Origin of the sequence: Qipengyuania benthica, assembly GCF_030717865.1 — a bacterium.
Classification (GTDB): domain Bacteria; phylum Pseudomonadota; class Alphaproteobacteria; order Sphingomonadales; family Sphingomonadaceae; genus Qipengyuania; species Qipengyuania benthica.
In genome coordinates, this window is sequence record NZ_JAVAIL010000001.1 from 1,009,513 (window position 1) to 1,021,328 (window position 11,816).

An 11,816-nucleotide genomic window follows, 5' to 3' on the forward strand; every position below is an offset into this window, starting at 1 on the left:
CTGCCATGATCCGACTGATTATCCCACCGGCGATCGCCGCGCTCGCGCTGGCCTCCACCGCGCCGGTGCTGGCCGCCACCCACACCATCGCGCCGGGCGAGGGTGCGCAGGAGCGGTTGCAGGAAGCGCTGATCCTCGCTGAGCCGGGCGACGAGATCGTGCTCGAGGCGGGCCGTTTCGCCATGGCCGACGGGCTCAGCCTCGATGTTGACAACGTCACCGTGCGCGGCGCGGGTATGCACGCCAGCGTGCTCGATTTTACCGGCCAGCAGGGTTCGGGCGAGGGGCTGCTGGTGACCTCGGACGGCGTTACTCTGCGCGATTTCGGGGTCGAGAACCCCAAGGGCGACGGGATCAAGTCCAAGGGCGCCGACGACATCGTCTATCACGCGGTGCGGGTCACCTGGACCGGCGGGCCCAAAGCGACCAATGGCGCCTATGGGCTCTACCCGGTCGAGAGCACGAACATCCTGATCGACTCCAGCGAAGTCTCGGGCGCGTCGGACGCGGGCATCTATGTCGGGCAGTCGAACCGGATCACGGTGCGCAATTCGGTCGCCACCGACAATGTCGCCGGTATCGAGATCGAGAACAGCCGCGACGCCGTGGTCGAGCGCAATTTCGTCAGCCGCAACACCGGCGGCATCCTGGTGTTCGACCTGCCCGATCTGCCGGTGATGGGCGGCGGCAATGTGCTGGTGCGCGACAACCTCGTTGCCGCCAACACCACCGCCAATTTCGCGCCCGAGGGCAATATCGTCGCCAGCGTGCGGCGCGGCACCGGGATCATGGTGATGGCCAATGACAACGTCTGGGTCGGCGAGAACCTGCTCTACGACAATCCGACCGCGCCGATCATGGTGATCGCCTATCCGCTGGCGTTCGACGATCCGGACTACGATCCCTATCCGCGCAACGTCACGGTCGCCTGGAACCAGGTCGACGCGGGCGGCACCGATCCGCAGATCGACGGCGCCGAACAATTGCTGGCCGCGTTCGGGGGCGCCTTGCCGCCGGTGATGTGGGACGGTTTGACCGGCGATCCGGCGGCCACCACGCTGACGGTCCACCCGGACATCGCCGGCTGGACGCTCAACCTCACCGAGCAGGGCCAGGGAATGGCCAGTGCCCGTCCGGGTCCACTCGCTGTCGGCGCGCCCGGCGAACCGGTCGCAACCGAGGGCTGGGGTGCCGGCGCGGAGCTGGAGGCGCGGCTCAAGTGAAGCCGGCGGCGATCCTGCTCGGGGCCGCCGCGCTGGCGCTGGCGGGCAGCATCGCCCTCAATCCCGGGCGCGGTGCGGCGGAACCGGTCATGGCGGTGAGCGATGCCGCCGTGCTGGACGGAATGCCCGCCACACTGGAGGAATACGGCTTCTTCGCCGATGCGCCGCGCCAACAGCCGGCCGTTGGCGTCACCCCCTATCGCCTCAACACTCCGCTCTATTCCGACGGGGCGGACAAGCTGCGCTTCGTCTATGTGCCGCAGGGGCAGCGGATCGCGGCGGATGGCGAGGGGCTGCTGCGCTTCCCGGTCGGTACCGCGCTGATCAAGACCTTCGCCTTCGGCGAGGGGGCGCAGCGGCGGCTGATCGAAACCCGCGTGCTACTCCACCGCAGCGAGGGCTGGGTGGCGCTTCCCTATCGCTGGAACGCGGAGCAGACCGAAGCGGAACTGGCGCTGGCGGGCGGGCGCACGCAGGTCGTCACGCCCGAGGGAGAGACGATCAGCTACCGCATCCCGAACAAGAACCAGTGCAAGGAGTGCCACGGGCTCGAAGGCGCGGTGGTGCCGATCGGACCCAAGACGCGCAATCTGGACGCAGGCTGGCTCGAAGCGGTGGTCGGCGCAGTGCCCGAGGGCGCGGATACCCTGCCGCGCTGGGAAAACCGCGCGCAGGCGCCGATCGAACTGGCGGCACGCGCCTATCTCGACGTCAATTGCGCCCATTGCCACCGGCCCGGTGCGACCGCCTCGAACAGCGGGCTCGACCTGCGCTGGGAACAGCGCGATCCCGAGGCGTACGGGGTGTTCAAACGCCCGGTGGCTGCCGGACGCGGCTCGGGCGGTCATGAATTCGGGATCGTCCCGGGCGATCCGGAGATGTCCATTCTGGTCCACCGGATGGACAGCACCGAGCCCGGCGTCGCCATGCCCGAGCTCGGCAAATCGACCGTGGATCGCGAGGGGCTTGCCGTGGTCGCGCGCTGGATCGAGGGGATGACGCAATGAAATGGCTCTGGCGCGGGCTCGCGCTGCTGATCGTGGTCGTCGCCGCGACTTTTCTGGTGCTGCGCGTACCCGATACCGACCCCGCAGCGATGCGCGCAAAATACGGCGGACCGCCGTCGCAATTCGTCGAGCTGGCGAATGGCTCCACCGTCCATCTGCGCGACGAGGGGCCGCGCGGTGCCCCCGCCATCGTCCTGCTCCACGGCTCCAACGCCGATCTCCATACCTGGCAGGACTGGACGGAGGATCTGCGCGGGGATTACCGCGTGATCCGCTTCGACCAGCGCGGCCACGGCCTTACCGGCTCGGCTCTCGATGGCGATTACGCGCGCGAAGCCTTCGTCGCCGATGTCGATCGCGTGACCGATGCGCTCGGCCTCGAGCGTTTCGTACTGGCGGGCAATTCGATGGGCGGCGGGATCGCGATGGCCTATGCGCTGGCCCATCCCGAACGGCTGGCCGGGCTGGTACTGGTGGATGCCAGCGGGGCGCCGGTGGAGCGCGAGGGCGGCGGCAATATCGCTTTCACACTTGCGCAAATTCCGGGCGTCGGAGCGCTGCTGAGTTCGATCCTGCCGCGCTCGCTGGTCGAGAAGAGCCTGCGCCAGTCGGTCTCCAACGAGGCGGTGGTCACGCCCGAAGTGGTGGACCGCTATTGGGAACTGGCGCGCTATCCCGGCAATCGGGCGGCGACGGCGGAGCGGTTCGCCAATCGTTCGCCGGATTTCACCGCCGAGCAGATAGAGCAGGCTGCGGTGCCGACGCTGGTGATGTGGGGCGAGGAGGATGCGCTGATCCCCTATGCGGCGGCCGGGTGGTACCGCGAACATCTGCCGAATGCGACGCTCGCGGCCTATCCGGGGATCGGTCACCTGCCGATGGAGGAGGCGGCCGGGCGCAGCGTGGCCGACCTGCGCGCCTGGCTGGCGGATCGTGAGCTTGCCAAGCCCGAGCCAACCGCCGTGGCCAGAGCTCTTGTCGACGGCACTGCGCCAACCTTTGCCGGAACCCGGTGAAACCATAGCCGTTCACACGTCGTAATCCGGCGGTGGGGCAAGCAGGCGCCCGCCGGTTCGAGCGCGAAATCGATGACACTCAGGAAGGGCGGGCAGTTTTGCGGAAACTTGGGCTGATAGGGGGCATGAGCTGGGTTTCGACCCGTGCCTATTACGAACGGATCAATCGCCACATCCAGCAGGCGCGCAGCACCCGCGACAGCGCGCCGCTGCTGATCGAAAGCCTCGAATACGCGCCACTCTACGCGGTGCGCGAAGAGGAGGAGTGGGACCGCGCCGCCGCCACGCTGATCGACAGCGCCCGGCGTCTCGAAAGCGCCGGGGCGGGCGCCATCGTGATCGCCGCCAATTCGATGCACCGCGTTTACGACCGGGTCGCCGAGGCGATCGGGGTCGATATCATCCATATCGCCGACACGGTGGGCGAGGCGCTGGCCGAAGCGAAGATCGAGGACGCGGTGCTGATCGGCACCCGCAACGTCATGACCGAGAGCTTCTTTCGCCAGCGGATCGTCAAACACGGGGTGAACCTGATCGCGCCCGAGGAAGACGATGTCGAGATGGTCGATTCGATCATCTTCAAGGAACTGATGCTCGGCAAGGTGACCCGCGACGCCGAACGCGCCTTGAAGACGATCATCACCCGCAAGGAACAGCGCGGCGCGGATGCCATCGTGCTCGCCTGCACCGAGCTGGGCCTGGTGGTCGATACCGATGCCAATGTGCTGCCGGTGTTCGACACCACCGACACCCATTGCCGCGCGGCGGCGGAGTGGATTCTGGCGGAGTAGGCTGTCCGAGGCGCGGCGTCGGCGCGGTTGTGCACAAGCTCGCCGCGCCGTTGCCACTCTGTTCCCGTTGAGCGCTCGGCGTACCTGCCATACTCGCTTCCGGCCATGACGCTTGCCTCTCCCCGCGCGACCTATGCCGCCGATCCCGCGCGCTCGCGCGGTCGCGAATTCCCGCAGGAGAGCGGCACGCGCGGGCCGCGCAGCGCGTTCCAGCGCGACCGCGATCGGATCATCCATTCGATGGCCTTCCGTCGGCTGCGCTCCAAGACGCAGGTCTTCATCTCGCCCGACAGCGATTATTACCGCACCAGGTTGACCCACAGCCTCGAGGTAGCGCAGATCGGCCGGGTGATCGCGCGGCTGCTGGGGCTGGACGAGGATCTCACCGAGGCTTTGTGCCTCGCGCACGATATCGGCCATCCGCCCTTCGGCCATGCGGGCGAAGACGCGCTCGCCGAGGATATGCAGGGCGCCGGCGGCTACGATCACAACGCCCATGGCATCCGCGTGCTCGCGCGGCTCGAAAGCCCCTATTGCAGCCACGACGGGCTCAACCTCAGCTGGGAAACGCTCGAGGGAATGGCCAAGCACAACGGCCCGGTCGCCGCCCCCAATTGGGCGCTGGCCGAAGTCGATGCCGCATTCCCGCTGGGCTTGAGCCAATGGCCCTCGCTCGAGGCGCAGGTAGCCAATGTCGCCGACGACATCGCCTATGACAATCACGATATCGACGACGGGCTGCGCAGTGGCTTCCTCCAGCTCGACGATCTGCTCACGCTCGATTTCGTCGCCGAGCGCTGGCGCGCGGTCGAGCGGCGCTTCCCCCATGCCGAGCACGACCGCAAGCTGCGCGAGCTGGTGCGCGATCAGATCGGGGCGATGGTCAATGACGTGGTCGCCGAGACCGCCGGGCGGGTGCAGGGTCTGGGCAGCATCGAGGAGGTGCGCGAAGCAGGCGGGCCGCTCGCCGGGTTCTCCGCCGAAATGGCGCAGCGCGAGCGGCGGCTCAAGAGCTTCATGTATGTCAAGCTCTATCACCATCCCGAACAGAAGATCACCGCCGGGCGCGCGCGCGAGGTGATAGCCAGCCTGTTCGCCGCCTATCGGGACGATCCCGCCGCCCTGCCGCGCGACCGGCGCGCGAGCGTCCCTGCGGACGAGCCGCAGCGCGCGCGCCATATCGCCGATTTCATCGCCGGGATGACCGATCGCTTCGCCATGGACGAATACGCCCGGCTGCACGGCCGACGGCCCGCAGGCTTGAGCAATGTCTGATCCGATCCGCATCGCGCTGGTCGGGGCCACCGGGTTGATCGGGCGCGAGGTGATCCGCGCCGCCATCGGCCGCGAGGATGTCCGGCTGGCAGCGGTGGCGCGGCGTGAGATGCCGCTGCCCAAGGGCGCGCGGATGGAGCTGTTCGTCGCCGATCCCGAGCATTGGGGCGAGGTTTTCGAGGCGCTGCGCCCGCAGGCACTGATCTGCGCGCTGGGCACGACCTGGAAGCAGGCCGGCGAGGACGAGGCGGCGTTCCGCGCGGTGGACGAGGGCCTGGTGCTCGACACCGCCCGCGCGGCGCATCAGCACGGGGTGGCGCGGATGGTTGCGGTCAGCTCGGTCGGAGCGGATCCCTTCGCGAGAAACTTTTATTTTAAGGTGAAGGGCGAGGTCGAACGCGAGTTGGGCAGGATCGGCTTCCACCGGCTCGACGTCCTGCGCCCCGGCCTGCTGCGCGGCGCACGCGGTGGCGATCGCCGCCAGGCCGAACGGCTCGGCATCGCGTTGAGCCCGCTGTTCAATCTCGCATTGCATGGCAGATACCGCCGTTATCGGGCGATCGACGCCAGTGAGGTCGCGCGCGCGGCGCTCGCGCTGGCGCGGAAATCCACGCGCGCGAAGCTGGTCCACGAACATGATGCGCTGCGCCGCGAAGCCCGCAGCCTGCCGATGCCCGACGCGACTGGAACGAAGAATGACTGACATGGCCTGGGATGCAATCTTCGGCGCCGCCAACATGCTGGCGATGATCATGTGGACGGGGCTGATCCTGCTGCCGCGCTGGCCGGCGCTGCTCTCGGCGGTGCTCTATCTCGGCGTCGGGCTGCTGTGCCTCGCCTATGCCGGGCTGCTGGCCGGGATCGTGTCGGGCGGGCTCGACCCGGTCGGCGGGCAGTCGCCCTCGCTGGACTTCACCAGCATCGCCGGCGTCCGGGCGATCTTCGCCAGCGAGGGCGGGCTGACGGTGGGCTGGATCCATTATCTCGCCTTCGACCTTTTCGTGGGCTTGTGGATCGCGCGCGATGCCGACGCCAAGCGCTTCTCGCGGCTGGTCCAGGCCCCGGTGTTGCTGGCGACCTTCCTTGCCGGCCCGCTGGGCTTGGTGCTGTGGTTGGCGGTCCGCGAGAGAAGGGCCAAGGCGCTCGGGCGTTGGCGCTGAAATTCGGGCGCGATTGGGCTGGACTCGTTCACGGCTAAGGGCATGATGCCTCCCGATCCGTCCGCACCGAGACGGCGCCGGGAGAATGCCATGGACGATCCGTCCACCATGTCGAGTTTCGACGAATACATCCGCCATTGGGCCGCCATCAAACCCGATGCGGTCGCGCTGGAAGAGGGCGACGAGCGGGCCACCTTTGCCGAGCTCGACCGTCGCACCGCGCAGGTGGTTGCCCTCTACCGCCAGCTGGGTGTCTCGCCGGGGGACCGGATCGCCTGGCTGGGGAAGAACTCCAAACTCTATTTCGAACTGTTCTACGCCGCCGGGCGCTATGGCGCGGTGATGGTTCCGATCGGCTGGCGGCTCGCCGCGCCCGAGGTGGCCTATATTCTCGCAGACACCGGCGCGAAGGTGCTGTTCACCGGGGCGGGGCTTGGGGAAGCGGCGGAGAAGGCCTGCGCCGAACTCGCCGATCCCCCCAAGCTGCTCGGCTGCGACCGGGTCCGCGCCGCGATCGACGCCGCCGATCCGGCCGACTTCACCCCGGTCGCCCCGGACGAGGCGGTGCTCCAGCTCTACACCAGCGGCACCACCGGTAACCCCAAGGGCGCGGTGCTTTCGAACCGCAACCTGTTCGCGCTGCGCCAGCCGGGCGAGCGCGCCGGGCTCGACTGGGCGGTGTGGGAGGAGGACGAGGCGATCCTGATCGCCATGCCCTGTGCGCATATCGGTGGCACCGGGCTGGGCGTCATGGCGATGGGCGGCGGCGCGCGGGCGATCGTCCAGAGCGAGTTTACGCCGGAAGGCGTGCTCGAGGCCTTCGAGCAGGGCGCGACGCGGATGTTCATCGTCCCGGCCGCGCTGCAGATGGTCGTCCAGCACCCGCGCGCCAAGACGACCGATTTCTCCGCGGTCAAATACGTCTTCTACGGCGCCGCGCCGATCCCGCTCGACCTGCTGCGCGAGGCGGTGCGCACCATCCCCAATGCCGGCTTCGTCCAGTGTTACGGCATGACCGAGACCACCGGCACCGTCGCGGTGCTGCCGCCCGGCGATCACGATCTGGCGGGCAATGAGCGGATGCGCTCGGCGGGGCATGCGGTGCCGGGGACGCAGCTCAAGATCGTCGGCGAGGACGGGGCCGAACTGCCGCGCGGCCAAGTGGGCGAACTGGCGGTCAAATCGCCCTCGAACATGCTCGGCTACTGGAACCTGCCGCAGGCTACGCGCGAGGCGCTGCAGGACGGCTGGATGCACACCGGCGACGCCGCCTATATGGACGAGGACGGCTATGTCTTCATCCAGGACCGGATCAAGGACATGATCATCTCGGGCGGCGAGAACGTCTATCCCGCGCAGGTCGAGAGCGCGATCTACGGCCACCCCGCGGTCGCCGAGGTGGCGGTGATCGGGGTGCCCGACGATCACTGGGGCGAGGCGGTCAAGGCCTGCGTGGTGGCGAAGCCCGGCGAGGAGATCGATCCCGAGGCGATCATCGCCTGGACGCGCGAGCGGCTGGCGGGGTTCAAAGTGCCCAAGTCGATCAAGGTGATCGCGGCGCTCCCGCGCAACCAGTCGGGCAAGATCCTGCGCCGCGAACTGCGCGCTCCCTATTGGGAAGGGCGCGAGCGGCAGGTCAATTGAGCTTAGCCGTGAAACGCCACGCCCCCGCCACTCAGCGCAACGCCGGCCCGATCGCGGAGGTGCTGGCGCGCGAACTGCCGGCCAAGGGGCTGGTCCTCGAAGCGGCGAGCGGCACCGGCGAGCACGCGGTGTTCATGGCGCGGCGCTTCCCCGAGCTGCTTTGGCAGCCGAGCGACCTCGATACAGAGGCGCTGGCCTCGATCGACGCCTATGCCGCCGAAGCCGGGCTGGCGAACCTGCTCCCGGCGGTGGAATTCGACGCTGCGAAGGGCAACCCGCCGGTTGCGCATGCGGATGCGCTGGTGTGCATCAACATGGTCCATATCAGCGAATGGAAGGCGACTGTGGGGCTGTTCGGAGCCGGCGCGAAGATCCTTCCGGGAAACGCGCCGATAATCCTCTACGGACCCTACCGGGAAGACGGGGTGGCAACGGCACCCTCCAATCTGGCATTCGACCGTTCGCTGATCGAGCGGAACCCAGCCTGGGGGCTGCGCGACATCGCCGATGTCGACAGACTCGCGCGCGATTTCGGGTTCGAGCGCAGCTACCGCTACGCGATGCCAGCCAACAATCTCACGCTGGTTTACCGGAGAAGGGGTGCGAACAATTCATAGAGCACCGTCCGCATGACCCGGTCGGCAGTTGGAAGCCTCCACGAAAGAGCTGACTGACTGCCGACGATCCAATAGTGGACGTTTGATCGCGTGAGACTGGCCGACCGATGAGGCCACCGCCTTTTTCATGGATGAACAAGCAGAGCTAGTCTGGGCATTGGGTCATGGTAATGTATATGTCAGAAAGTCTCACCAGTTCGAGTAAGGCAGGAGAATACCATGGCGCCCAAGCTCGCTCGTGTGATTGCAACCGGGCTTGCGCTTACGCTTGGCGTGAGCTTGCCATCAGGTTCGGCGTTGGCTCGTGATTTGAAGCTGACCGAGCCTGGAATCCCCTATGCCTATCTATATGGGGCCTGCGTGTTCGAGCCATCAGCCAGCCGCGCAGCCGATTGTGATGAAGTTCGCAAGGCAATCGAGAGCGAGGCAGAGATTACATTCGACGAATGGCACCGGGGGAGTTGGCTCCGTCTTGGACGTCAGTTTGCCCGGGCTCTCGACTTGATCGATGCTGAGGCGGCAGAGCTTGCAGCGGCTGAGGCATCGGTGCCAGCGCCGATCATTTCCTATATGCACTGCCTCGGAAAGAGCATTTCGAATGATCCGTCGTTTATCGAAGGTTCGTCTGCCGACTACATCAGCATTGAACCGGCGTGCGCTGATCGAGTCGATGCCGAAAACGGCGGCTCAGATGAATGGCGTGGGCATTATCTCTACCACCGCCTGCGACGCGAAGGTCGAGTTCTCAACTCGGCACAACGAGCGCCATCGACGCTAACTTACCGATATGGATTGCTCGACCTACGCAGGCTGGATGAGGGATGATGTTCGCGTATGCCTCTGTGCAAAGCATTGTCGGGTTGGCGACGTAGTAACCGTCTGGCGAAGCGAAATGGGTTTTGGGCCTCGCCTCGGCGAAGTCCGTTTCCCACCCAATTCGCGCCGCTCCTGCTGGCTCACGACGAGCGTGAAACCGGTCAGGCTGCTATCGAAAAATTTCACCAAAGGCTGCCTGTCGCGTAACGACCCGCCGTCAGTCTGTGGCGAACTCGTCGCTTCCGCTTGAAAGCCGTCGTTGCAAAATGCCTCACGTCCGACGATGCGGCATTCGGCCCGACGAGACACCGAAGGCATCTGCACGAGGCTGGACCGCACGACGACAAAAATGGTACCTTGGCGAATTGCGTCGCATGAGGCATGATTCGGGAGGCGTGGGTGCATGCTCGCGAGCCTAGCATGAAGAAGCATAGCTCCGCTTTTCTCGCAGCTTTGATCTCGACGGCGCTCGCTCCCGTTGGCGCGTTTGCCCAGGAGGTTGACGGGATCGACATCGTGGTCACCGGCGAACGCCCGCTCGAGCCTGCCGCGATCCAAGATGCAGTCAGAGATATGGCGGACGAGCAGCGCTTCGACGAGCCGCTGCTGCGATTCCACGATCCTTTATGTCTGTCGGTCAGCGGGCTTGGCCGCGTCGCCAGTGCGCAAGTGCGTGATCGCCTGCTAGCAAACGCGCGCGCGGCGAGCGTACCGGTTGCCGACGAGGGGTGCCGTGCCAATGCTCTGGTTCTCGTGGTCGATGATCCGGCGTCGCTCGTCGTGCGGATCGAGAAGGAGCAGCCTCGGCTGATTTCGCCGGCCGAGCGTAGACGGATCGATGCGGCACTGGCGAGGGGTGAAACGGCGCTCGTCTGGCACAATGAGGAAACGCGCGGAGCTGAGGGAGAGGCGCTGAGAATCAGCACGACCGCCCCGGGCATGCCGGCTACGGGTCCGTTCTCGGAATTAAGCGCCGAAACGCGGGTAAACAGCCCTGGGCGAGCAAGGCGGGTCGGCGCGACCAACAGCCGCGCCATTGTCAACGGTGTGGTGATCCTCGATCTCGAGCACCTTGTCGGCATGGACCTCGATCGGGTGGCCGATTTCGCCACAATGCGTTTGCTGGCCCCCGGCATGCGCGCCGTTCCAGAAGCCTCAAATGGCACAGGCGAGCGCGAAATCGCCAAGCCACGAAGCATCCTCGCCCCGTTCGTGGCCGGACGCGGTGCGGAGCGAATGACCCTCTTTGATCGCGCTTGGCTGGGCGCCCTTTATGATCTTGCACCCAACGCCGCGTCCACCCGTCTCGCCGGAGCGGTTGCGCAAATCTATGCAAGCGATGGACAGTAGGCAGCCTCCTACGGAGCGCGCAGAGATCGAGCAGGTTTGGAGCCAGGCGCAAGGAATTCGACGCGAACCATTTCGGCGATAGCCACAGTTCGTCGTCGGAAGCTCGAGGAATACGGCCTGCAACCATGGCGGTTCATGATTCACTGGCCGTCCACTGGCCGCACCGCTCGCAGAACACATCGCGAGATCGGCGCAAGCTCGCTGCGTCGTTCGAGCATCCCAGAACTCTCCTGCCGGCGACCGCATTCCAACGAGCCACCGCAGAACCTGCCTGTCCTCTAGCCACCCCATCTCGGACATTCCCGCCACCGCAGACGCGCTTTGAAAGCAGAAGTCGTCACGGACCGCCCCCCATAGCGAAACGCCCGCCGGCACGAAGCTGACGGGCGCTCGGGGCACGGAAAATGCCGTGTGCCTGAATCAGATCGCGCGGTCGCCCGCTTCGCCGACCGATTCGATGTCCTGGCCGAGGCCCTTGATCGTGTTGCAAGCGGTGGCGGAGAGGTACAGGGCGGTGAGACCGAGAGCGAGGAAGATCTTGCGAACCATGGGTCAGTCCTTGGGAAGGGTTTTCGAATAAGCGTCTTGGGGACAAAACGCTCCGCGTCCTTGCGTGTTCCCCCGGGTGGCGCACCGGCCACCGCTATGCAAGTGGCCTGCAGCGGCCCATATCGCGCGACGATGAAAGTCCCTGACCCGATCCTGTTCGCCAGCGATGCCGAACTGCTCGCCTTCGCGGGCGTGACGATGCTCGTCTTCGCCGGCCTCGCCTCGCTGATGGAACGCCGGCGCACGCGGCGCGCCGCGCTCAACCGGGTTGGCTGGGTCCCATGGACGGGGATATTCCTGACGCTGGCGATCGTCGGCGGGGGGCTGCTCGCGGTGGCGGTACCCGCGATGCTGAAGGCCTGAGCTAA

General features: G+C 66.5%; 13 protein-coding genes. 12 read left to right on the forward strand and 1 reads right to left on the reverse strand.

Going from position 1 to position 11,816, the window contains the following annotated elements:
- The first annotated feature begins 5 nt into the window (after window positions 1-5).
- The 11 genes from Q9K01_RS05060 to Q9K01_RS05110 all read left to right on the forward strand — a co-directional run bounded on the left by Q9K01_RS05060 (window position 6) and on the right by Q9K01_RS05110 (window position 10,899).
- Window positions 6-1,223 carry a parallel beta-helix domain-containing protein gene (locus Q9K01_RS05060; RefSeq protein ID WP_305929094.1) on the forward strand — a complete coding sequence of 406 codons (1,218 nt, stop codon included), beginning with the start codon at window positions 6-8 and terminating at the stop codon, window positions 1,221-1,223.
- Entirely contained in the window at window positions 1,220-2,230 is a 1,011-nt protein-coding gene (locus Q9K01_RS05065) for an SO2930 family diheme c-type cytochrome (RefSeq protein WP_305929095.1), read from the forward strand. The genes Q9K01_RS05060 and Q9K01_RS05065 overlap by 4 nt, the downstream gene beginning before the upstream one ends.
- The gene (locus tag Q9K01_RS05070; protein WP_305929096.1) at window positions 2,227-3,246 is read left to right on the forward strand and encodes an alpha/beta fold hydrolase; all 1,020 of its coding nucleotides are present in this window, start codon (window positions 2,227-2,229) and stop codon (window positions 3,244-3,246) included. The genes Q9K01_RS05065 and Q9K01_RS05070 overlap by 4 nt, the downstream gene beginning before the upstream one ends.
- A 98-nt stretch (window positions 3,247-3,344) precedes the next feature.
- Window positions 3,345-4,037: an aspartate/glutamate racemase family protein gene (locus Q9K01_RS05075; RefSeq protein ID WP_305929097.1), complete on the forward strand. Its 693-nt coding sequence runs from the start codon at window positions 3,345-3,347 to the stop codon at window positions 4,035-4,037.
- A gap of 105 nt (window positions 4,038-4,142) precedes the next feature.
- Window positions 4,143-5,312: a deoxyguanosinetriphosphate triphosphohydrolase gene (locus Q9K01_RS05080; RefSeq protein ID WP_305929098.1), complete on the forward strand. Its 1,170-nt coding sequence runs from the start codon at window positions 4,143-4,145 to the stop codon at window positions 5,310-5,312.
- Entirely contained in the window at window positions 5,305-6,015 is a 711-nt protein-coding gene (locus Q9K01_RS05085) for an NAD(P)H-binding protein (RefSeq protein ID WP_305929099.1), read from the forward strand. Before Q9K01_RS05080 ends, Q9K01_RS05085 begins: the two co-directional genes overlap by 8 nt.
- Window positions 6,008-6,472 carry an ABA4-like family protein gene (locus Q9K01_RS05090; protein ID WP_340324258.1) on the forward strand — a complete coding sequence of 155 codons (465 nt, stop codon included), beginning with the start codon at window positions 6,008-6,010 and terminating at the stop codon, window positions 6,470-6,472. The genes Q9K01_RS05085 and Q9K01_RS05090 overlap by 8 nt, the downstream gene beginning before the upstream one ends.
- Before the next feature lie 90 nt (window positions 6,473-6,562).
- The gene (locus Q9K01_RS05095; protein ID WP_305929100.1) at window positions 6,563-8,116 is read left to right on the forward strand and encodes a long-chain-fatty-acid--CoA ligase; all 1,554 of its coding nucleotides are present in this window, start codon (window positions 6,563-6,565) and stop codon (window positions 8,114-8,116) included.
- Window positions 8,117-8,124: 8 nt separating this feature from the next.
- The gene (locus tag Q9K01_RS05100) at window positions 8,125-8,733 is read left to right on the forward strand and encodes a DUF938 domain-containing protein (protein WP_305929101.1); all 609 of its coding nucleotides are present in this window, start codon (window positions 8,125-8,127) and stop codon (window positions 8,731-8,733) included.
- Between the two features lie 219 nt (window positions 8,734-8,952).
- On the forward strand, window positions 8,953-9,558 hold the full coding sequence (locus tag Q9K01_RS05105; RefSeq protein WP_305929102.1) for a hypothetical protein: 606 nt from the start codon (window positions 8,953-8,955) through the stop codon (window positions 9,556-9,558).
- Window positions 9,559-9,969: 411 nt separating this feature from the next.
- Entirely contained in the window at window positions 9,970-10,899 is a 930-nt protein-coding gene (locus tag Q9K01_RS05110; RefSeq protein WP_305929103.1) for a hypothetical protein, read from the forward strand.
- Window positions 10,900-11,319: 420 nt separating this feature from the next.
- Here Q9K01_RS05110 and Q9K01_RS05115 read toward each other — a convergent pair whose 3' ends face one another.
- Window positions 11,320-11,448: an entericidin A/B family lipoprotein gene (locus Q9K01_RS05115; protein ID WP_305929104.1), complete on the reverse strand. Its 129-nt coding sequence runs from the start codon at window positions 11,446-11,448 to the stop codon at window positions 11,320-11,322.
- A 132-nt stretch (window positions 11,449-11,580) separates the two neighbouring features.
- Between Q9K01_RS05115 and Q9K01_RS05120 the strand changes: the two genes are divergently transcribed.
- The gene (locus Q9K01_RS05120) at window positions 11,581-11,811 is read left to right on the forward strand and encodes a hypothetical protein (RefSeq protein ID WP_305929105.1); all 231 of its coding nucleotides are present in this window, start codon (window positions 11,581-11,583) and stop codon (window positions 11,809-11,811) included.
- The last annotated feature ends 5 nt before the right edge of the window (window positions 11,812-11,816 follow it).

Coding starts and splice junctions, on each gene's coding strand:
- Q9K01_RS05120 (WP_305929105.1), top strand. CDS start 11,581: ATGAAAGTCCCTGACCCGATCCTGTTCGCCAGCGATGCCGAACTGCTC.
- Q9K01_RS05115 (WP_305929104.1), bottom strand. CDS start 11,448: ATGGTTCGCAAGATCTTCCTCGCTCTCGGTCTCACCGCCCTGTACCTC.
- Q9K01_RS05085 (WP_305929099.1), top strand. CDS start 5,305: ATGTCTGATCCGATCCGCATCGCGCTGGTCGGGGCCACCGGGTTGATC.
- Q9K01_RS05090 (WP_340324258.1), top strand. CDS start 6,008: ATGACTGACATGGCCTGGGATGCAATCTTCGGCGCCGCCAACATGCTG.
- Q9K01_RS05105 (WP_305929102.1), top strand. CDS start 8,953: ATGGCGCCCAAGCTCGCTCGTGTGATTGCAACCGGGCTTGCGCTTACG.
- Q9K01_RS05110 (WP_305929103.1), top strand. CDS start 9,970: ATGAAGAAGCATAGCTCCGCTTTTCTCGCAGCTTTGATCTCGACGGCG.
- Q9K01_RS05080 (WP_305929098.1), top strand. CDS start 4,143: ATGACGCTTGCCTCTCCCCGCGCGACCTATGCCGCCGATCCCGCGCGC.
- Q9K01_RS05070 (WP_305929096.1), top strand. CDS start 2,227: ATGAAATGGCTCTGGCGCGGGCTCGCGCTGCTGATCGTGGTCGTCGCC.
- Q9K01_RS05060 (WP_305929094.1), top strand. CDS start 6: ATGATCCGACTGATTATCCCACCGGCGATCGCCGCGCTCGCGCTGGCC.
- Q9K01_RS05095 (WP_305929100.1), top strand. CDS start 6,563: ATGGACGATCCGTCCACCATGTCGAGTTTCGACGAATACATCCGCCAT.